At 69.9% G+C, this 19,430-nt stretch carries 18 protein-coding genes and 1 tRNA gene; 4 read left to right on the top strand and 15 right to left on the bottom strand.

What is annotated here, in order from left to right:
* Positions 1-3 precede the first annotated feature (3 nt).
* Positions 4-1,329, bottom strand: a complete 1,326-nt coding sequence (gene bioA / locus KBY96_RS00315) for an adenosylmethionine--8-amino-7-oxononanoate transaminase (RefSeq protein WP_315859450.1) — start codon at positions 1,327-1,329, stop codon at positions 4-6.
* A 139-nt stretch (positions 1,330-1,468) separates the two neighbouring features.
* Between bioA and KBY96_RS00310 the strand changes: the two genes are divergently transcribed.
* Together KBY96_RS00310 and KBY96_RS00305 are read left to right on the top strand one after the other, a co-directional pair.
* Positions 1,469-2,224, top strand: a complete 756-nt coding sequence (locus KBY96_RS00310; RefSeq protein ID WP_254977216.1) for a phycobilisome rod-core linker polypeptide — start codon at positions 1,469-1,471, stop codon at positions 2,222-2,224.
* Between the two features lie 50 nt (positions 2,225-2,274).
* Positions 2,275-3,591, top strand: coding sequence for an OFA family MFS transporter (locus KBY96_RS00305; RefSeq protein WP_254977215.1), 1,317 nt, complete (start codon positions 2,275-2,277; stop codon positions 3,589-3,591).
* Here the strand turns inward: KBY96_RS00305 and KBY96_RS00300 are convergent.
* The 5 genes from KBY96_RS00300 to KBY96_RS00280 form a co-directional block, all read right to left on the bottom strand.
* Positions 3,588-4,229, bottom strand: coding sequence for a hypothetical protein (locus KBY96_RS00300; RefSeq protein ID WP_254977214.1), 642 nt, complete (start codon positions 4,227-4,229; stop codon positions 3,588-3,590). The two genes, KBY96_RS00305 and KBY96_RS00300, sit on opposite strands and share 4 nt — an antisense overlap.
* 36 nt (positions 4,230-4,265) lie before the next feature.
* Positions 4,266-4,904: a TMEM165/GDT1 family protein gene (locus tag KBY96_RS16345; RefSeq protein ID WP_254977213.1), complete on the bottom strand. Its 639-nt coding sequence runs from the start codon at positions 4,902-4,904 to the stop codon at positions 4,266-4,268.
* A gap of 18 nt (positions 4,905-4,922) precedes the next feature.
* Entirely contained in the window at positions 4,923-5,369 is a 447-nt protein-coding gene (locus KBY96_RS00290) for a universal stress protein (RefSeq protein WP_254977212.1), read from the bottom strand.
* A 69-nt stretch (positions 5,370-5,438) separates the two neighbouring features.
* On the bottom strand, positions 5,439-7,496 hold the full coding sequence (locus tag KBY96_RS00285) for a cation:proton antiporter (RefSeq protein ID WP_254977211.1): 2,058 nt from the start codon (positions 7,494-7,496) through the stop codon (positions 5,439-5,441).
* 75 nt (positions 7,497-7,571) lie between these two features.
* Positions 7,572-8,234: a ParB-like protein gene (locus KBY96_RS00280; protein ID WP_254977210.1), complete on the bottom strand. Its 663-nt coding sequence runs from the start codon at positions 8,232-8,234 to the stop codon at positions 7,572-7,574.
* Between the two features lie 463 nt (positions 8,235-8,697).
* Between KBY96_RS00280 and KBY96_RS00275 the strand changes: the two genes are divergently transcribed.
* The gene (locus KBY96_RS00275) at positions 8,698-8,907 is read left to right on the top strand and encodes a DUF2811 domain-containing protein (RefSeq protein ID WP_254977209.1); all 210 of its coding nucleotides are present in this window, start codon (positions 8,698-8,700) and stop codon (positions 8,905-8,907) included.
* 149 nt (positions 8,908-9,056) lie between these two features.
* Here KBY96_RS00275 and KBY96_RS00270 read toward each other — a convergent pair whose 3' ends face one another.
* Positions 9,057-10,772 (bottom strand): GMC oxidoreductase, encoded by a 1,716-nt coding sequence (locus KBY96_RS00270; protein ID WP_254977208.1) that lies wholly within the window; start codon positions 10,770-10,772, stop codon positions 9,057-9,059.
* A gap of 13 nt (positions 10,773-10,785) precedes the next feature.
* Positions 10,786-12,045: a Zn-dependent hydrolase gene (locus KBY96_RS00265; protein ID WP_254977207.1), complete on the bottom strand. Its 1,260-nt coding sequence runs from the start codon at positions 12,043-12,045 to the stop codon at positions 10,786-10,788.
* Positions 12,046-12,247: 202 nt separating this feature from the next.
* Between KBY96_RS00265 and KBY96_RS00260 the strand changes: the two genes are divergently transcribed.
* On the top strand, positions 12,248-12,973 hold the full coding sequence (locus tag KBY96_RS00260) for a DUF1028 domain-containing protein (protein WP_254977206.1): 726 nt from the start codon (positions 12,248-12,250) through the stop codon (positions 12,971-12,973).
* Here the strand turns inward: KBY96_RS00260 and asnB are convergent.
* The 7 genes from asnB to KBY96_RS00225 all read right to left on the bottom strand — a co-directional run bounded on the left by asnB (position 12,940) and on the right by KBY96_RS00225 (position 19,417).
* Positions 12,940-15,009, bottom strand: a complete 2,070-nt coding sequence (gene asnB / locus KBY96_RS00255; RefSeq protein WP_254977205.1) for an asparagine synthase (glutamine-hydrolyzing) — start codon at positions 15,007-15,009, stop codon at positions 12,940-12,942. The genes KBY96_RS00260 and asnB overlap by 34 nt on opposite strands.
* A 28-nt stretch (positions 15,010-15,037) precedes the next feature.
* Complete coding sequence (locus tag KBY96_RS00250; RefSeq protein WP_254977204.1) at positions 15,038-16,141, bottom strand: aspartate carbamoyltransferase; 1,104 nt, start codon at positions 16,139-16,141, stop codon at positions 15,038-15,040.
* A gap of 213 nt (positions 16,142-16,354) precedes the next feature.
* Positions 16,355-16,549, bottom strand: coding sequence for a hypothetical protein (locus KBY96_RS00245; RefSeq protein WP_254977203.1), 195 nt, complete (start codon positions 16,547-16,549; stop codon positions 16,355-16,357).
* Positions 16,550-16,613: 64 nt separating this feature from the next.
* Complete coding sequence (locus tag KBY96_RS00240; protein ID WP_254977202.1) at positions 16,614-18,035, bottom strand: sodium:solute symporter family transporter; 1,422 nt, start codon at positions 18,033-18,035, stop codon at positions 16,614-16,616.
* Complete coding sequence (locus KBY96_RS00235) at positions 18,028-18,174, bottom strand: hypothetical protein (protein ID WP_254977201.1); 147 nt, start codon at positions 18,172-18,174, stop codon at positions 18,028-18,030. The genes KBY96_RS00240 and KBY96_RS00235 overlap by 8 nt, the downstream gene beginning before the upstream one ends.
* Before the next feature lie 137 nt (positions 18,175-18,311).
* Positions 18,312-18,388, bottom strand: a tRNA-Met gene (locus KBY96_RS00230).
* Between the two features lie 57 nt (positions 18,389-18,445).
* The gene (locus tag KBY96_RS00225) at positions 18,446-19,417 is read right to left on the bottom strand and encodes an asparaginase (RefSeq protein WP_254977200.1); all 972 of its coding nucleotides are present in this window, start codon (positions 19,415-19,417) and stop codon (positions 18,446-18,448) included.
* Between the last annotated feature and the right edge of the window lie 13 nt (positions 19,418-19,430).

Raw genomic sequence — 19,430 nt, 5'->3', positions numbered from 1 at the left:
CAGTCAGACCTGATCCAGGGCCGAGCCGATGGCGGCGTAGCAGCGCTCCAGCTGCGCGTCGCTGAGGCAGAGGGGCGGCAGCAGGTACACCACGTTGCCCAGGGGCCGGAGGTACACGCCGGCCTCCAGGCAGTGGCCCTGGATCCGGCGCCCCACGGCGCTGAGGTAGCCCGGGTTGTCCACCGCCACGTCGAAGGCGGCCACCGTGCCCAGGCAGCGGGGCCGCCGCACCAGCCGGTGCCGGGCCAGGGCTTCGAGCAGGGGCCGGTGGCGGGCCTCGAAGCCCGTGTAGCGCCCGGGATCGGCCTCCAACAGGTCGAGGCTGGCCAGGGCGGCGGCGCATCCCAATGGATTGGCGGTGAAGCTGTGGCCGTGAAAGAAGGTGGCCGTGGGGTCGTCGCTGATGAACCCCTGGTGGAGCCGCTCACTGGCCAGGGTCACGCCCATGGGCAGAAAGCCGCCGGTGAGGCCCTTGGAGAGGGCCATCAGATCGGGTTGTATCCCGGCCCGCCGGCAGGCGAACAGGGCCCCGGTGCGCCCGAAGCCGGTCATCACCTCATCGGCGATCAACAGAGAGCCGGCGGCCCGCACCCGCTCGGCCACCGCCTGCACGAAGGCCGGCCTCACCATCGCCATCCCGGAGGCCCCCTGGATCAGCGGCTCCAGGATCACCGCCGCGGTGGGGGTCTGCAGGGCCGCCTCCAGCTGGGCCAGGGCGGCCTGCTCCCGGCTGTCGGGCTCGGGGTCGTGCCAGCAGCTGGCCGGCCAGTCCACCCGGGCCACGCCAAACAGCAGCGGCTCAAACGGTTCGCTGAACAGGGAGCGGGCTCCCACCGCCATCGCTCCCACCGTGTCGCCGTGATAAGCGCCGCTGAAGGCGATCAGCTGGCCGCGCGCTTCGCCGCGGTTGCGCCACCACTGCCAGGCGATCTTGAGAGCCACCTCCACGGCGGTGGAGCCGTTGTCGGAGAAGAACAGACGCTCCAGGCCGCTCAGGGCGCTGAGCCGCTCGGCCAGTCGCTCGGCCGGGGCATGGCTGAAATTGGCGAAGATCACCTGCTCCAGCTCCCTGGCCTGGCGGGCGATCGCCGCGGCGATGCTCGGCTCGCTGTGGCCATGGAGGGTCACCCACCAGCTGCTGATGGCATCGATCAGGCGGCGGCCGTCGTCGAGCTCGAGCAGGGCACCGGTGGCGCGGCGCACCAGCAGGGGCACCGGCGCCGTGCGCACCTGGGTGGTGGGATGCCAGAGGTGGGGATGCCAGCCGGCTGGTGGCTGCCGAGGGGGCTGCTGAGGGGGCTGCGGAGGGGGGTGCCGTGGGGCGCTCACCGGTGGGCTGGACGCTGAACGGCTCGAGTCTGCAGGACCCGCGGGCGCTGGTGAATTTGTGTGAGGGTTGCGGGGAAGGCTGCTGGGATGGGCAGGGTTGGTGAATACGGTCCGCCGAGATGGTGATCGCTCTTCCTTCATGGCCCTGCCTCTGCTCGACAGCCGCCCGTCGGCGATCAATGCCCGAGTCGCCAACTTCCTGCTCGCCGGTGATGAGACCTCCCGCCAGGCACCGGTGAACCTGGCCGCTGACAGCGCTGCCACCGATGTGCTGATCGAGCAGGCCTACCGCCAGATCTTCTTCCACGCCTTCAGCGTGGACCGTGATCCGGTGCTGGAGATGCGTCTGCGCAGTGGTCAGATCTCCACGCGCGGCTTCATCCGGGGGCTGCTGCTCTCCGACAAGTTCCGCAACGACTTCTACCGCTGCAACAGCAACTACCGGGTGGTGGAACAGCTGGTGGGCCGGGTTCTGGGTCGCCCCGTGTACGGCGAGGAGGAGCGGATTCGCTGGTCGATTGTGATTGCCGAGCAGGGACTGCCGGCTTTCGTGGATGCCCTGCTCGAGTCTCCCGAGTATCTGGAGCAGTTCGGTCAGGATCAGGTGCCCTTCCAGCGCTCGCGGGTGCTGGCCGGACGCGCCGTTGGCGAGCGCCCCTTCAACCAGCAGGCTCCCCGCTACGACGGCTACTGGCGCGACGTGATGGCCCGCCGCGCTCCGGCCGGCGGCTCCCCCTGGGGGGTGGGTGCGCCCCGGCCGGCCTGGCTGGCGGGTCAGCCCACGCCTCAGGTGCGCCAGATCTGGCAGGCCATCGTGGCCACCGGCGGCTTCGTCGTCACCGGCATCCTGCTGTGGACAGCCGCCGCCATGCTCAGCACCGGCGGCCAGGGCTGAGCCCAGCTCCGCCGATCCTGCTTAGGGTTCGCTCCGTCGGATCCGCGGCCATGGGGCCACTCCTCTCTCCGGCAGGTTCCCTGGATGGGTTCCAGCCTCACCCCCTGCGGCTGTTCGGCCTGCCGGCGGCCCGGGGCCGCTGGCTGCTGCTGCCGCTCGGTGCTGTGGCCCATCTGTGCATGGGCACCGTGTATGCCTGGAGCGTCTTCCGCCAGCCCCTCGAGCAGGCTCTGGGCCTGGGGGCCACCCAGAGCCTGCTGCCCTACACGGTGGCCCTGCTCTGCTACGCCCTGGTGATGCCGGTTGGCGGCCAGCTGCTGCCGCGGCTGGGTCCGCGTCGCCTGATGCTGCTCGGCGCTGTCGTGATCGCCCTGGGCTACCTGCTGGCCAGCCGCAGCCAGACCATCGGCCAGCTGGTGCTCACCTATGGCGTGATCGTGGGCAGCGGCGTGGGCCTGGCTTATGGCGTGCCGCTGGCGGTGGCGGCACGATGGTTTCCCGAGCGCCAGGGTCTGGCGATCGGGTTGGTGGTGGTTGGCTTCGGCCTGTCGCCCCTGATCACCGCCCCGCTGGCCCACCGGCTGATCGTCAGCCAGGGGCTGGGCGTCACCCTGCAGCTGCTGGGGGTGGCCTTTCTGGTATTTATGGTGGTGGTGGCCCTGGCCATGGCCCTGCCACCGCCGGGCTGGCGCCCCCCGATCAGCCCCCATCGCCCCAACTCCGCTGCCCATGCAGCAGGCCAAGCCCCAGCATCAGCGGTGGCAGCGGGCTCCCCGCCCCAGGCTTCGCCCACTGCAGCGTTGCTGCGCAGCCGTAGTTTCTGGGGGCTGTGGCTCTGCTACAGCCTCGGTGCCCTGCTGGGCCTCAGTGCCATCGGTATCTCCAGCCAGGTGGGCCTGGAGGTGATCGCCATCGATCCGGCTCTGGCCGCCAGCAGCATCTCCCTGTTCGCCGTGTTCAACGGCGCCAGCCGGCCGCTGTTCGGCTGGCTCTCCGATCGCCTGCGCCCCTCCCGGGTGGCCACCCTCGCCTACCTGCTGGTGCTGGTGGGCAGCCTGATGATGGCGAGAGCCGGCGAGGGTGACCTGCTCACCTACCTGGTGGCCTTCTCCCTGTTCTGGGCCAGTCTGGGCGCCTGGCTGGCGATCGCTCCGGCCGCCACCCTGCGCTGCTTCGATCCGGAGCGCTACGCCCAGACCTACGGGCTGGTGTTCACGGCCTACGGGGCCGGGGCCCTGCTCGGCACCCTGATCACCGGCCAGCTGCGCGACTGGCTGGGCAGCTACAGCGGGGCCTTCCTGCCCATGGCGGCCGTGGCCAGCGTCGGCATCGTGCTGGCCCACGTGCTGTTGCGGCCCGGCCGTTAGCCCTGCAGGGAGGGGAAGGTGGCGCGGATGCGCTCGCCCAGCACTTCGCCCGCGCGGGTGCGGAAGCGGGCTGCCGCCTCGGAGTCGAGCACGGGATAGGTGCTGTCGCTGTTGCCCTCGCCGCGCAGCGGTTTCCAGCTGCTGCGCTCACGCTGCTTGAGCTCCTCCAGCGCTGCATTGAAGTCGAAGGCGAGCTGGTGGGCAGCGGCCCCGGCTTCGGCGATCAACTGCTCGCGCAGGGGCAGCAGGTCCCGGGCCTTGAGGGTGTCGGGCAGGCCCAGCACCGGCTTCAGCTCCTCGAGCAACCGCAGCTCCTCCTCCAGCAGGATCGGCCAGGCTCCCCGCTCACCCTCTGCCAGCCCCTGCTCCTGGGGGCTGCTGTTCATCGCCTCGAGGTGGAAGGCCAGCCAGCGGTAGTGGGATTTATCCGGCAGGGTCTTCTTCACCGACCCCTTGCCAGTGGTGCGCTTGGGGAGAACGGCCTCGGCTCTACGCAGGAAGGCCCTGTCCTCCGGTTCGAGGTTGATGGCCCCCCAGCGGTGGCGGTAGTCCCAGAGTTCGGCGTAACGACGCACGTCCTCCGGTACCCAGCCCAGGGTCTGCAGCTCGTCGGCTCTGCTGATTTCGTCCTTGGCCACCACTGGCGCTTGTGCAGCTCGCAGGCAGCGTAGGGGTCAGCCCAGGGCCTGCCCCAGGGCCGCCAGGCCGAACAGCAGGAACAGCCCGCCGCTGAGCCGGTACAGCAGGCGTTCGTCGACCCGCTGGCCGATCCAGCGGCCCGACCCCACCGCCAGGGCGGTGACCAGGGCATGGCCGGCCAGGGCTCCGGCCACCAGGCCGGAAAAGGTGAAGGTGGGGGCCGCCGCCAGCACGATCGTGGCGAACTGGGTGCGATCGCCCATCTCGGCCACAAACACCAGGCTGAAGGCTTCCCACGTCACCGGCAGGGGACGGCTGATCAGCCGCTGCCCCTCGGCCGCGTTCACGGCCTGTTCGGCCTCCTCGGCTTCGTCCTGAGCTGCATCGCGTGACAGGCCCCGGGCTTCCAGCAGCAGCTTGATGCCGAAGCCCAGGAACAGCAGCGCAGCCAGCCAGGGCAGCAGGCGCTCGGGCAGCAGTTCACGCAGCCCGAAACCCACCCCCAGGGACAGCAGGGTGACCAGGGCCAGGGCGGCGAAGCTGCCCAGGAACACCCAGCGCCGCTGGTGGCGTGCCGCCAGGATCAACGCCATGAAGAAGGTCTTGTCGCCCAGTTCCGCCAGGGTGATGGCCCCGAAGCTGGACCCGAAGGCCGTGAGGGCTGGATCACTCACCGGAGTTGCCCCGCTCCCTCAGCGCACCACCAGCACCGGAGTGCTGCTGCCGAGCAGCACCCGCTGGGTTTCGCTGCCGAGCAGCAGGCCCTCCAACCCACGGCGGCCATGGGATCCCATCACGATCAGGTCGGCACCGGTGGCGCTGGCCTCTTCCAGAATCGCCTTGTGCGGCAGCGGGTTCATCAGCACTGCCCGCTCGGCCAGCACACCGGCCTTGTCGGCCACGGCCACGGCCTCCTGAAGGATCGCCTCGGCCCGCTTGCCGGCCGCCTCCACCAGGGCCTCGATGGTGCTGGCCTCCACCAGTTCTCCCACCCCCACCAGGCTGATCGGGTAGTTGTTCTGTACGTGGAGGAAGCGCACCCGAGCCCCCAGGGCAGCGGCCAGATCCACGGCCTGGTGCACCGCCCGGGCGGAGATCTCCGAGCCATCGGTGGGCACCAGCAGAAGTTGAAAGGTCACCGCGGCTCCATCCACACACCCGGTTTAATCCACCCGGCCACGCTTGACAGCCACGCCCAGTGCAGGGGATCAGTGCAGGGGATCGCTGATCACCAGCACCGACCCCGTCAGCCTGCGCAGCAGCTGGCTGGTGAGATCACTGGCGGGAATCGGCAGGCCCGCCACCAGCCGCCGCTGGGAGCGCAGGATCACCAGGTCGTGGTTGTGGCTGGCGGCCAGGATCGCGCTCTCCACCCCCTGGTGGCTCTGCAGCACCACCTGCAGGGGCACGGCCGTGGCACTGGGCTGCCACTGCTGCAGCTCCGCCACCAGCGCCTGGCGCTCCACCCGGCTCAGCCGCGGATCGTGCAGGTGGAGCAGGGTGATCTCGCCCCCGAGGGCCAGGGCCAGGCGCTGGGCCAGCTGGAACTGCTCCATGGCGCCGGCCGTGAGGTCCTTGATCGGCACCAGCAGGCGACGCAGCTCCTCGGGCGGGCGGGGCAGGTGGGCCACCACCACCGGACAGGGGGCCTGGCGGCAGGTGGCATCCACGAGATCGCCGAACAGCCACCGCCCCAGGGGGCTGGGCGGGGTGAGTCCCATCAGCACCAGGTCGCTGGCCTGCTCCACGGCCACCAGGGCGATGCCGCCGGCCAGGTCTTGATCCACCCGCAGCAGGCTGCGGCAGGGCACCTGCCAGGGCTTGGAAATCGCTTCGGCCCGTTGCAACAGGCTCCGGGCCTGGACCATGGCGCTGGCCAGGGCGGGCAGGCTCGGGCCCCCGCCCTGGCCCTGGCGGGTGGAGACCACCGCCAGGGGCAGAAGCTCGCCGGGTTGGTCGGCCTCACCGCCCATCAGCAGATGGGCCAGCTGCAGCAGGGGGGCTTCGGTGTCGGGATTGGACACCGGCACCAGCACCCGCAGGGCCCGGCGGGCCAGGGCCCGCTGGCCGCTGGCCGACGCGTTGAGGCCGGCGGCCTTGGCCCGCCCCAGCCGCGGCATCGCCACGGCGGTGAGGTAGGGCCCCAGGGTGGCGGTGACCACCATCAGCGCCAGCACGCTGTTGAGCACCATTTCATCCAGCAGGCCGGCTCGATAGCCCACGAACGTGGCCGCCAGGGTGGCCGCCACCTGGGGAATCGACAGCGACCAGAGGGTGAGCACCTGGGGGGCGCTGTAGCCGTAGAGCCGTCCCGCCCACCAGGAGGCCAGGCCTTTGGCACCCACCAGTCCGGTGATCAGCAGCAGGGCGAACGGCGAACTGAACAGGGTGCTGGCGAAGGCGGGCAGATTCAGGAGCAGGCCGAGGCTGATGAAGAAGATCGGGATGAACAGGGCCGCGCCCACGAAGATCACCTGCTCCTTGACCCGGCCTTCGGGCAGCACGCCGTTCACCGCCAGGCCCGCCAGAAAGGCGCCCACGATCTTCTCCACCCCGGCCAGCTCGGCGCCCAGGGAGGCCAGGAACAGGGCCATCAGCACCACCACGAACAGCTGGGTGTCGTTGTTGACGCTGCGCCGCACCAGGGGTCGGCCCAGGCGACGGATCAGCACCAGCACCAGGGCTCCGAACAGCCCCACCCGCAGGGGCAGGGCCACCAGTTCCAGAGCCGAGGCCTCGCCCCGATGCAGCCCCATGCACAGGGCCAGCAGCACCAGAGCCGCGAGGTCGGTGAAGATCGTGCCGCCGATGGCCACCACCACCGACTCATCGCGCACCTCCCCGTAACTGCGCACGATCGGGTAGCCGAGCGGGGTGTGGGAGGAGAGGATCGAGCCCAGCAACACGCTGCTGAGCAGGGAATAGCCGAATCCCAGTCCCAGCAGCAGTCCGGTGAGCAGGGGCAACAGGAAGGTGAGCAGCCCGAAGCGGAACGAGCGCTGGCGGATGCGGGCGAATTCGGCCAGATCGATCTCCAGGCCGGCGATGAACAGCAGGTACACCACGCCCAGGTCGGAGAACAGGCGCACCACCTCGCCCTCGGCGCTGAGCCAGCCCAGCCCATGCGGACCGATGAGCACGCCCGCCGCCAGCAGACCCACCAGATCGGGCAGCCCCAGCCGCCGGATCAGCGGCGGCACCACCACGCTCAGCCCCAGCAGCAGGGCGAACAGCGCCAGGGGGTTGGTGGCGAGGAAGGCGGTCAAGCGCTGGTGGCGTTCAGGTCGGCCCAGCTTGGCTGCAGCGCCGCCGGCTGTCTGCGCGGTTCAGGGCCAGCCGGTTCAGCGCAGGCCGGTCCAGCCGGCCAGGTGGGAGGCCGCGGTGGATCGCGCCAGGGCCCGGGCCGAGGGCAGCGCCGGCTCCAGACGGGCGGAGCTGAAGGGCGGCAGGGGGCGCCGCCGCAGCCAGGCGCCCCAGCGGAATTCGTGGAAGGGAATCAGCGGTGCCGGCTGCACCACCCCCTCCCGCTTGAGCTTCCACACCAGGCTGCGGTAGGGGTCGTCCTGCAGCCCGAGCAGAGTGGCGGGCAGCACATGGGGATGGAGGGGCCCCAGGCCGCGGCCGTCGTAGAGGTACAGCCAGCCGCGACGCTGCAGCTCAGCCAGCACGGTGCTGCGGTCGTCGCTGTCGAGCTGGAGGGCGATGTAGCCGAAGGCCGTGGCCTGGGGCATCAGCTCCATCAGGGCCCGCAGCCGGTGATGGCGGTCCACCATCCACAGGGCGCCGTCGGCGCTGCGCACCAGGGGCACGGGTTTGCTGCCCAGATAGTCGCGCCGTTCCCGGTTGTTTTCGATGCGGAAATCCGCCTGCCGGCTGCGCACTTCCGCCAGGCCCACGCACAGTTGGGTGGGCTGCAGCTGGGCGATCGACACCTCCAGCAGGGGCTGGCCTTCCGGTGGCGGCGGCGGTGGCAGGGGCTGGAAGGGGGGAAGGCGTAGGGCCATCCCCCCATCCTCGCCTGGGCGTTGTGCTTTTGCAGCGCCCAGCGAACGCTGCTTCCAGGGGCGACCTGGCCGCTGGGCCGGGACACGGCGCCGGGGTCTCGCCTCCTGTCTTGTGGCGACTGCGACGCTGCGGATTTGGCTGTGATCAGGTTTGCTGATCGCTGCGCCGATTCCCCATGGGGCCGAGGTTTTCCCCGGATCTGTCCATGGTTTTCCACAGCCTGGCGTCAGCTCCAGCTGGCGCCGCCGTGCTGTCTGGGGAAAGTGTTCAGCTGGCCCTCGTCGTCTTGACAGCCCCACGCCTCGCCTTTGGCGCCCATCGGCTCGCTGCCGCCCTTCCCCGGAACCCAGTGGCTGGAAGCAGTCTCAGCGATGGCCGGGGTGATTCCGCCGGCGGCGGGTCGCTTTGACGCCACCCCCAACGCTGTGGCGTAGTGGGGGCTACCGAGCAGTACGGAGTGCCATGCCACAGGACCCCAGCGATGCGGCCATCAGCCTTGAGGCCGAGGTGCCGGAGGTGCTGTTTGACGGCATGCGCCAGTTCATCGAGCAGCATCCCCAGTGGGATCAGTACCGCCTGATCACCTCAGCGTTGGCCGGTTTTCTGTTCCAGCACGGCTGCAAGGACGCCTGCGTGCAGCAGCACTACCTCAATGGCCTCTTCCTGCGTTAAGGAGATGGCCTGCGCTGAGCAAGAAAAAAGCGGGGGAGCCATCCCCCGCTCGTGTTCTCCCTTGCCCGACCCGGTTACAGGTCGCCTCGCCATTGTGCGCAGCACCTCCGGGTGGGTTTGTGGCCTCCGACACCGGATCGGTGCTGGCGTCAGGGAGCGCTGACGCCCGCCGGCTGCGCCGTGCTGAGGCCATTGCCACGCCGCAGCCGCTCGGCCGCCCCCGCGCAGGCCCGCCAGGTGATCGCCATTGACGTGAGCGTGGGGCTCTGCCAGCCGGCACTGGGCCAGCAGGCCCCGTCCACCACCAGCAGGTTGGGAGCCTGCCAGCACTGATTCCAGGGGTTCAGCACCCCCTGCTCGGGGGTGGTGGCCATGCGGGCTCCCCCCAGTTCGTGGATGTAATACCCCGGTGGTGGCGCTGCGGCACTCATCGCGTGGCTGGAGCGGATCCAGGGCTCCAGCAACGGCAGCACAAACAGGTCCTCGATCGGCCGGATCGTGCCTCCCGCCGCCGCCACCACCACCGCCATGCGCTCCTGCATGTGCCGCACCATGGCGCGCTCGTTCTCGCCCCAGGCCATGGCGATGTGGGGGATGGGCAACCCCCAGGCATCCCGGCGCTCACGCTCGAGGGTCACCCGGTTGTCGGGGTGGGGCAGCACCTCGCCATGGCCGATCAGGAAGCCGCAGGCCTCGCCGGGCCGGCGGCGCAGCAGCCGGGGCGGATCGAAGCGCTGCACCGCGCTCCAGATTCCGTAGCCACGCTGGAATCCGGCGCCGCCGGGCTCATCCAGATTGCAGGTGTTGGGGATGAAGCAGCTGCCGGCGCCCGAGAGCTCCGCGGGCTGGTCCGGGGGCCGCACATCGCTCAGGGAGAAGAAGCGGCTGGTGGAGATGTGATCCATCAGGTAGCGGCCCAGGCATCCCGAGGGATCCACCAGCCCCCCCCGGCGCTCGCTCTCGGCCGAGTGCAGCAGGATGCGCAGGCTTTCGATCGTGGAGGCGCAGAGCACCACCAGCGGGGCCTCCAGCACCTCCCGCGCACCGCTGCGCGCGTCCACCACCTCCACTCCACGCACCCGGCGCTGATCGGGGTGGAGCAGCACGTGGCTCACCACCACCTCACTGCGCAGCTGGGTGCGGCCCGTGGCCAGAGCCCGGGTCAGGGTGCTGCCGGGGCTGGCGGAGCGTGGCCACCGCCGCCCGTGGGGCTTGGGCAGGCCGTCGTGCAGACGCACGCCGCGGGAGTGGATGAAGGGCAGGCCCAGGCGCTCGCGCACCGCTTGGGCCAGCTGGAGCTCCGCGGGGGTGAAGGGCAGCGGCGGGGCGTAGCGGCCATCCGGGAGCTGGGGCAGGCCATCGGCCTGGCCGTGCACCCCCAGCAACGGCTCCAGCCGGTCGTAGAAGGGGGCCAGATCGGCGCTGTTGATCGGCCAGCTGGGGCTGCGACCATCGCGCTCGCCGGCCTTGAATTCGTAGTCGCTCAGCCGCAGGGTGATGCCGCCCCAGGTGAGGCTGCGGCCGCCCACCTGGCGGCCCCGGGTCCACAGGAAGGGCTGATCCGCCGGCGTGCTGTAGGGGTTGCGGCGCTCATCGACGAACAGATCGGGGTTCTGCTTCCAGAAGCCGGGATGGTGGCGTTGCAGGCGCTGTTTGCCGCTGGCGAGGTTGGCGACGCGGCGCAGGCTGTTCAGAGGTTCGCCGCCATAGGCCTGGGCCGGCTGGAGCTGCGGACCAGCCTCCAGCACCAGCACCCGCAGCCCGGCTTCGGCCAGCACCATCGCCGCCACTCCGCCGGTGGCGCCGGAACCCACCACGATGGCGTCGGGAGCGGGGCCCTGTGCCGCGGCTGAATCTGGGGCCATGGCTGGCGAGGGATCAGCCCGAGAGGCTGGCATCGAGGCGGATCAGGCTGTGCAGCAGTACGTTCACACCCTGCTCGCACTGCTGGGGCGAGGTGAACTCATCGGCGGAGTGCGACACGCCGTCGCGGCTGGGCACGAAGATCATGCCCATGGCCGTGAGCCGCCCCAGTTCCTGGGCGTCGTGGCTGGCGCGGCTGGGCAGGTGGGTGTAGCTGAGGCCGAGGTCGGCGCAGGTCTCACTGATCACCTCCTGCACCATCGGATCGGCTGGGCTGGGATCCACCACGAACTGGGGCGTCATGGCGATGCGCGTGCGTCGGGCCACGGCGATCGTCTCGATGCGGCGCTCCAGCTGGGCCTTCATGTGGTCGATCACGTCATGGGAGAGATCGCGCATGTCGAGGCTGAACTCCACCTGGCCGGGCACGATGTTGGCCGCGTTGGGCCACACCGTGAGCTTGCCCACCGTGGCCACCGGATCGCCGGGGTAGTGCAGGGCCATGTCCTCGATCGCCAGGATGATCTGGGCGGCGGTGGTGAGGGCGTCGCGGCGCATCTCCATCGGCGTGGTGCCGGCGTGGTTGGCCTGGCCGCTGACGCGGATGATGTAGCGCTGCTGACCCACCACCCCCTCCACCACGCCGATCTGCTTGCCCACCGCCTCCAGCACGCCGCCCTGCTCCACATGCAGCTCCAGGAAGGCGGCAATCTCCTGGCGGCTGCGGCGGGCGCCGGGGCGCTGCTGCCAGTCGCCGCCGATGCTGGCCAGCCCCTCCTGGATCGGCACCCCCAGGGCTGTGGCGTAGCTGTCGGGATCCTCGGAGGCGTGCCCCACCATCGACTTGCAGCCCACCATGGTGCTCTCCTCGTCGGCGAAGGCGATCACCTCAATGGGGTGCTGCAGGCGCAGCTGGTGTTCGGCCAGCACCCGCACCACCTCGATACCGCCCAGCACGCCAAGGGCACCGTCATAGAGCCCCCCCTCCGGCACCGTGTCGATGTGCGATCCGGTGGCCATCACCGGGGCCCCGGGGCGGAGCCCGTCGTAGCGACCGATCAGGTTGCCGGCGGCGTCGACGCGCACCGCCATGCCCGCCTCCTCCATCCAGCCATGCACCAGGGCACGGGCAGCCCGGTCCTCCTCGCTGAAGGCCAGCCGCCGCACGGCTCCGGAGGGCAGGCGGCCGATCTGTCCGAGCTCCTCGAGGCTGCGGGCCAGGCGGGCACCGTCAGCGGCCAGGTCGGTGGGTGTGGCGGTGAGGAGCTGGCTCATGGGCGTTGGAGCGGCTGTGCGGGGTTGGGGGCGGAGAGCGAAGAGCGGTGGGTGGAGGAGGCGGAGCGATGGCCGCAGCGGTGTGGCCGGTTTTCCGCCCGTTCCAGCAATGGTGTGCTTGGTGACAGAAGCTGTCCAGGCGTTAGACAATCATCGGCCCTATTAACTTTGAACGGCGGAAGGCCCCGCTGAGCACACCGCGATGACCTTCTCGATCGTGGCCTGGGATGCGGCGAGCGGCATGACGGGCGTTGGGGTGGCCACCAAGCATCTGGCCGTGGGCTCCCTGGTGCCCCATGCCCGCCCCGGGGTGGGGGCTGTGGCCACCCAGGCCAACACCAACCCTTATTTCGGGCCCTGGGGGCTCGATCGCCTCGAGCAACTGCAGCGCCAGAGCGAGGGGGAGCAGGGGGCTGAGGAGGTGCTTGCCTCGCTGCTGCACGACGATCCGGGCCGCGATGGCCGCCAGGTCATGCTGGTGGATGCCGAGGGCCGCAGCGCCGCCTGGACCGGGCCTGACTGCGCTGGCATCGCCGCCCACCGCTGCTATCCCGGTTTCGCCGTGGCCGGCAACTTCCTGGCCTCCGACCTGGTGCTGCTGGCGATGGCCGAGGCCTACATGGCCGCCGAGCGCCAGGGGCTGAGCCTGGAGGAGCGGCTGCTGCTGGCCCTGGAGGCTGGCGAGTCCCACGGTGGTGACCATCGTGGCCGCCAGTCGGCAGCGCTGTTGGTGATGCACCGGGAGAGCTACCCCCACTGCGACTTCCGGGTGGATCACCACCCCGAGCCCCTGGTGGCCCTCCGCGAGATCCTCGACCACACCGAGCACGACTACTACACCGGCTTCCGGGCCGGCCTGCCCACCACCCTGGGCCTGGCTCAGCCGTGCGCTCCTCAACCTGCAGGCGACATGCCGATGCGGGCGTAGGCGGGCTCGGCCTGCTCCTCCTGGTGCAGGCGCCAGCCCAGGGCATCGGCCCGCTGCCGGGCCTGGGCCGGCAGGTCGGCGGCCACGAACAGCCGGTGCATGATCTGCACGCAGATCAGGTGGTTGATCACCGCATCGAGCTGCACCCGCTGGGCGGCGCTTGTGTCGGGGTGGTCGTGGCGCTCGAACAGGGCCTGCACACCGGCCGCATCGAGCAGGCCGGCCCGCTCGATTGCCTCGGTGTTGAGATAGCGATCGGCCAGGGTCTGCATCGCCGCCCGCTTCTGGGCGTCGGCATGGGCCGGGGGGGCCATGAAGGCGAATTTCTCGCGCTTGTAGAGCACCTCCGGCAGCAGGCCGCGCATGGCTTCGCGCAGCACGTATTTCTCGGTTTTGCCCTTGATGCGCAGCTCCGGCGGCACCTGCACGGCCACGGCGGCCAGGTGGTGGTCGAGGAAGGCCGGGCGGGCCTCCATGGCGTGGGCCATGTCGACCCGGTCGCCGCCCCAGGTGAGGATCTGGCCTTCGAGCATCGTCTTGATCCACACGTACTGGGCGCGGTCGAGGGCGTGGCGTCCCTCCAGCTGGGCCGGATCGAGGGTGGCGGCGATGGCGGCGCCGGGGTCGTAACCAGCGCAGGCCTCTCGGTGCTCGGGGGCCAACAGCTCGGGCACCAGCGGTGCGCAGGCCAGCCAGGGCTGCAGGCAGCTGGGGGTGAAGCCCACCACCTGCTCCAGGGCGGGATCGTGCACCTGCTCCTCGGCCAGCATCGCCCCCTGCACCAGGGCGTTGGCCTGCTGCAGCAGCTGCTCCCACTCCTGGCGCTCGGCTGCCGGCAGATCATCGAGGCCGTGCAGGAACATGTCGCGGCGGAAGGCCGGGTAGCCGCCGAACAGCTCGTCGGAGCCCTCACCCGTCATCACCACCTTGTAGTGGGAGCGGTTGACCTCCCGGCTCATCAGAAACTTGGCCACCGCCAGGGTGTTGTAGATGCTGCGCTCGGCGTGCCAGATGGTGTCCTCCAGGTGGCCGTAGAGCTCGTTGCCCGAGAGCCGCATCACCAGCTGCTCGGCGCCGGTGGCCTCGGCCATCTCCGTGGCGATCGGGGTCTCGTCGTAGCGGGCGTCGTCGAAGCCGATCGTGAAGGCCCGCACCGGGTTCTGGCTCACGGCCGCCGCCAATCCCAGGATTGAGCAGGAGTCGATGCCGCCGGAGAGGTAACAGCCCACCGGTACATCGGCCACCATGCGCACCTCCACCGCCTCCAGCAGGGCGGCGCGCACCGCCTCGATGTGGTGGGTTTCGCTCAGGGCCCCGTCCCGTTCCCCCTGGCGGGGGAAGTTCACGTCCCAGTAGGGGCGGTCGCTGATCTCGAAGTCGCCACCACGGCGCCGCACCGTGAGCACGTGGCCCGGCAGCAGCTGGTGCACCTCCTCGAACGCCGTGCTGCCGGGCACCACCGCCTGCATCAGTTGGTGGAACAGGCCCTCGGAGCTGAACTGCCGCTTCACGCCGGGGTGGGCGAACAGCACCTTGAGCTCTGAGCCGAACACCAGGCCCTCATCGGTGAGGGTCCAGTACTGGGGTTTGACCCCGAAGCGGTCGCGCACCAGCAGCAGCTCGTCCCGCGCTCGATCGAACAGGGCGAAGGCGAATTCACCGCGCAGCAGTGGCAGGGTGGCCTCCAGGCCCCGCTCCTGATACAGGCGCAGCAGGATCTCCGAATCGCTCTTGCTGGTGAAGCGCACGCCGCGGGCGCTGAGGTCGGCGCGGATGCGCTGGAAGTCGTAGAACTCGCCGTTGTGGGCCATCAGCACCTGCCCGTCCTCCGACACGAACGGCTGGCGGGCCCGGTTGGCGTCGAGGTCGATGATCGACAGCCGGGCATGGCAGAAGCCCACCCCCTGCCCCGGGAGGCTGCGCACGCCGAAGCCATCGGGGCCGCGATGCACCTGGATCGCCGCCATGTTCACGAGCAACTGCTCGTCGATGGGCTGATCACCGTTGCGTTGGAAGATTCCGCCGATGCCGCACATAGGCCTGGATTCGTGTCGGGTTTGCTGGTCAGATGATGTCCATCACCTGGTCAATGCGCTCCACCATGCAGGTGAGCAGGGCCATGCGGATGAACACCGCGCCCCGGGCCTGGGAGAAATACCAGTTGTGGGCCGTCTCATCCAGGCAGGTGCCCAGTTCGGGGCCACGGGCCAGGGGGTGGAGCACGATGGCGTCGTTGCGGTAGGGCAGATCGGCCGTGAGCCGGAAGCTGCGGCCGTGCACCTCATAGCTGTCGCCCACCCAGGCGATGGCGTTGATGTAGATCACATCGAGATCGGGCACGGCGCCGTGCAGGTCGTCGCTGGTGCTCACCCGCAGTCCGGCCGCCTCCAGCTCCTCACGCTGGCCCGGGTCGAAGTAGCCATCGCCCGGATCGCTGCCGGGATCGTGGAACAGCACCAGCTCCTCCACCATGGTGGGGAACTGGGCCAGGATGCGCAGCAGCGAGCGCACCGTGCGCATGCGGCTGGGAATGCCCACCACACCGATGCGGATGCGCTGGTCGGCGGGCACCTCCCGCTCCACGAGCTGGGGGCGCCACTTGAAGATCGTGTAGAGATCCGCCATCGCCTGGGTGGGATGCTCATCGATCCCGTTGCCGGCATTGATGATCGGGATCCGCAGCGACTGGGTCATCTCGTAGATGGCCTCGGCGTGGGTGTCGCGCAGCACCACACAGTCGCCGTAGTTGTTGAACATCTCGGCCACGTCACGCAGGGTTTCCCCCTTGGCGATGCCGGTGGTGCTGCGGTCGGTGATCGTGATCGTGTCGCCCCCGAGGCGGTGCCAGGCGCTGTCGAAGGACAGGCGCGTGCGGGTGCTGGGCTCGTAGAAGGCGTTGATCAGGATCTTGCCCCGCAGGGGGCTGTTGTGGCGGGTGTAGCGCTTCGGGTTGCTCTCGAACTTGGCCGCCAGGCGAAACAGCTGCAGCAGCGTCACGGCGCTGTACTGGCTGGTGGAGAGCACGTGCTGCTCGGTGAGCTCCCGCAGGGCGTCGCTGTCCTCCCGGATGGAGCGCAGCAGGGCCTGGGGATGGGCATTGCCGTAGACATCCGGCCCCAGGCGGGTGAAGCGGATTCTGGGCTGACAGGTTTGCGGGCTGAACGGCATGGGCAGTGACGTGGCCTCTGGCGGCGGCTGGCGGCGGCTGACGGCGGCGCATGGTGGGCAGCTCGTGGGCAGCTCAGGGTGTGGGCGCCTCCACCACAACCCTCTGTAGGTGCCAGCCATCAAGCCGCCGGAAAGATCTTGCTTTTATTCACCGAGTCAGCAGCTGTAGCCGGCTGACTCGGTGGCAATCGCTACCGAATTGGCTGGCCGGCGTCACCACACCTGCCCCTGCCGCAATTCCTTCAGCCAGATCAGCACGATCACCAGGGTGGCCACCACCAGCCCGATGATGCTGCCCACCACCAGCAGCCGAAACAGGCTGGCGGGCAGCAGCCACTGGGTGGTTGGGGCAGTTGTGGCGAAGGCTGGTCGGTTGGCGGTGATCAGCGCGGTGATCAGCAGGGGCATGGCGGGGGTGCGCAGGGAGAGCGGGCAGATGGAGCCGGGCCGGGGGGCAGTGCCGGGCTGGGGGTCAGCGATCGGCCAGCAGGCGCCACTCGAACCGCTCCGGGTTCCAGTGGCTGCCGAGCCCCATCACCCCGGCCGACACCGCCGCTGACACCAGGGCGGCGCAGTAGGGAGCCACCAGCCCATAGGCCAGCAGACCGGTGATCGAGCCCAGCACCATGGCGGCGGTGGCCGCCTGGCGGTTGGCCTGGGGCCAGTAGAGCCCCATGGCGATCGGCCAGATCGTGGAGGCCACCAGGGCGCCGGTGAACAGCAGCAGCTGGTACATCGAGGTGAAGTACTGCCAGGAGAGCAGCATCGTGAGCAGCCCCAGGCCCACCACCACCAGCCGCGCCGCCTGTCGGATCTGGGCATCGCTGATGCCGGGCCGCAGCCAGTGGGCCACCACGTCCTCGGCGATCAGGTCGGCGCTGGCGGCGAGCAGCGAATCGAGGGTGGAGGTGAGCGAAGCGAAGATGATGATGAACACCACGATCGCGCCGCCGCTGCCCAGCAGCTGGGCGGTGATCAGCGGAAACACCATGTTCACCTGGGGCACCTCCAGGTTCGTGGCCAGGGCCATCAGGGCGATGGCGCCGGTCACGATCGGCACGGTGGTCCAGGCCAGGCCACCGAGAATGAAGGAGCGGAACACCACCGAGGGCCGGCTGGCGAACACCCGGCTCCACCAGATGTTGTTGTGGAACACCTCACCCATGCTGAACAGGCCGGTGTTCCAGGCGAACAGCAGGCCAGCCGGCAACAGCATGTTGAGCCGCGACGGGTGCTCGGCCGCCAGGGCCCCGTAGACCTCATCCACGCTGATGCGCCCGTAGCCCAGCACCGCCACCAGCACCAGCAGGGCCATGATCAGCAGCGACTGGATGAAGTCGGTGCCCACCACGCCGCGCATGCCGCCGAACAGGGTGTAGGTGGTGGAGACACCGATCACGCTGACCATGCCCAGCCGGTAGTCGAAACCGGAGAGGGCCTGCAGCAGCAGGCCTGCCCCCATCCCCTGGGTGATCAGGAAGCCGAGGGTGTAGGCCATGGTGATCAGCAGAAACACCGCCCAGCACACCCGGCCATAGCGGAGGCGCACGAAGTCGCCGCTGGTGCGGGCCGTGGGCATCAGCCGCTTGATGCGGATCGCCAGCGGCGCGAACAGGAACAGCCCCAGGCCCGCCAGGGCGTAGCCGAGCATGCCCCAGAGGCCCAGGGTGTAACCCACCTCCGGTGCCGCCAGGGTGGTGTTGCCGGTGACCCAGCTGGCCATCAGGGTGGCCGTGCTCAGGGCCAGGCCGATGTTGCGGCCGGCCAGCAGGTAGTCGTCGGCATCGCCCTTGCCGCGCTTGCCCCACCACACCCCCAGGGCGATCCAGAGCACCGAGAAGGCCACCAGCAGGAACCAGGCGATGCCGGCGTCGAGCAGCGGAGCGTCAGTCATGGCCAGCGGCTCGGTTGGGGTCGTCGTAGGGATCGCGGCCGTGCCAGCGGGCATGGCCCCGGGCGATCATGATCACCGTGGCCAGGGTGACCAAGGCACCGATCGCGAAGATCAACAGGGCCTGTTGCAGCTCGGTCATGCAGCACTCGATCTGCACGACGCTTAGCAGCGGACCCGGGCCCGTTCAGCGATCGCTCCGCAGATTGCAGCAAAAACCCCAGCAAAACGCTGGCAGCAAAAAACCCCGGCAAGGTGACTGCCGGGGTTGGACGCAATTGGTGGCGGGGGCGAGATTTGAACTCGCGACCTTCGGGTTATGAGCCCGACGAGCTACCAGGCTGCTCTACCCCGCGCTGGTGGGGTAATCATACCAGCGCGGTGTCCCCCGCTACCGATCGCCCCCCGGCGGGTCAGTCGAAGCGCAGCTCGCCGAGCACCTCCAGGCGCAGGTGGGGGGCCGGGTTGAGAAAGCGCTGGCGCAGCTCCTCAATGGTCATCGGGGTGAGCCAGTCGAGCTGCTCCAGCAGCTGCAGGGCCACCGCGTGCTTGGCCCGGGCGGATCCGTCCTCCACCTTGATCGCCAGCCCCAGCCCCTCACCCACCCGGGTGAGGCACTGGATGCCCTCGGCGCCGCCCTTGCTGATCACCTGGCCGTGGCCGCGGCGCATCAGTTCGGTGTCGAAGCGTCCTTCGCCGGCCACCAGGTGGGGGTGGGCAAGCATGGCGCGGTTCAGGCGCTCCAGGTGGGCCTGCTCGCCGGCGCCCAGGTGGGCGAACAGCAGGGCCATCTGCGCCAGGCGCAGGCGCAGGGTGGGAACGCCGCAGTCGTCACGGGCTGTCACCAGCTCAGCTGCCGGCAGGGCCAGGAGTTCGGCCACCCGCTTGAGCACCTCCTGCTGCAGGGGGTGATCGGCGTGCATGTAGCTCTCGGTGCTCCAGCCCATCCGCCGACAGGTGGCCAGGAAGGCCGCGTGCTTGCCCGAGCAGTTGTGCTCCAGCGGGCTGCTGCGGCCCTCGGGCACCGGACACAGGAGCTGGGCGGCGTCCAGTTCAGCGCTCCAGAGCAGCTTGAAGGCCTCGCGCGCGTGCTCCGGCGTGCCGGCGTGGGAAGCACAGGCGATCGCCAGCCCGCGCTCGCCCACCTGCCCCTGATCGGCACTGCCACTGGCCACGAACACCGAGGCCTGGAAGGGTTTGAGGGCCGAGCGCACGAAGGTCAGCCGTTGCGGGTCGCCGGCCCGCATCAGCACCCGACCGCGGGCGTCGCTCACCGCCGCGTGCACGCGATGGTGCGATTCGGCGATGCCCTCGCGCAGCAGCCGTACCTCCAGGGGCGGGATGTCGGTGCGGGTGGCGGCACCGAAGCTGGAGGAGAGGCTCATGGGCAGGGCCTGG

The sequence above is a fragment of the Cyanobium sp. ATX 6A2 genome, from assembly GCF_024346355.1.
Classification (GTDB): domain Bacteria; phylum Cyanobacteriota; class Cyanobacteriia; order PCC-6307; family Cyanobiaceae; genus NIES-981.
This window is presented reverse-complemented; position numbering and strand designations above follow the sequence as displayed.

Coding starts and splice junctions, on each gene's coding strand:
- KBY96_RS00280 (WP_254977210.1), bottom strand. CDS start 8,234: ATGGCCCTACGCCTTCCCCCCTTCCAGCCCCTGCCACCGCCGCCGCCA.
- KBY96_RS00240 (WP_254977202.1), bottom strand. CDS start 18,035: ATGACTGACGCTCCGCTGCTCGACGCCGGCATCGCCTGGTTCCTGCTG.
- KBY96_RS00265 (WP_254977207.1), bottom strand. CDS start 12,045: ATGAGCCAGCTCCTCACCGCCACACCCACCGACCTGGCCGCTGACGGT.
- KBY96_RS00305 (WP_254977215.1), top strand. CDS start 2,275: ATGGGGCCACTCCTCTCTCCGGCAGGTTCCCTGGATGGGTTCCAGCCT.
- KBY96_RS00310 (WP_254977216.1), top strand. CDS start 1,469: ATGGCCCTGCCTCTGCTCGACAGCCGCCCGTCGGCGATCAATGCCCGA.
- KBY96_RS00225 (WP_254977200.1), bottom strand. CDS start 19,417: ATGAGCCTCTCCTCCAGCTTCGGTGCCGCCACCCGCACCGACATCCCG.
- KBY96_RS00260 (WP_254977206.1), top strand. CDS start 12,248: ATGACCTTCTCGATCGTGGCCTGGGATGCGGCGAGCGGCATGACGGGC.
- KBY96_RS00270 (WP_254977208.1), bottom strand. CDS start 10,772: ATGGCCCCAGATTCAGCCGCGGCACAGGGCCCCGCTCCCGACGCCATC.
- KBY96_RS00245 (WP_254977203.1), bottom strand. CDS start 16,549: ATGCCCCTGCTGATCACCGCGCTGATCACCGCCAACCGACCAGCCTTC.
- asnB (WP_254977205.1), bottom strand. CDS start 15,009: ATGTGCGGCATCGGCGGAATCTTCCAACGCAACGGTGATCAGCCCATC.
- KBY96_RS00250 (WP_254977204.1), bottom strand. CDS start 16,141: ATGCCGTTCAGCCCGCAAACCTGTCAGCCCAGAATCCGCTTCACCCGC.
- KBY96_RS00235 (WP_254977201.1), bottom strand. CDS start 18,174: ATGACCGAGCTGCAACAGGCCCTGTTGATCTTCGCGATCGGTGCCTTG.
- KBY96_RS00275 (WP_254977209.1), top strand. CDS start 8,698: ATGCCACAGGACCCCAGCGATGCGGCCATCAGCCTTGAGGCCGAGGTG.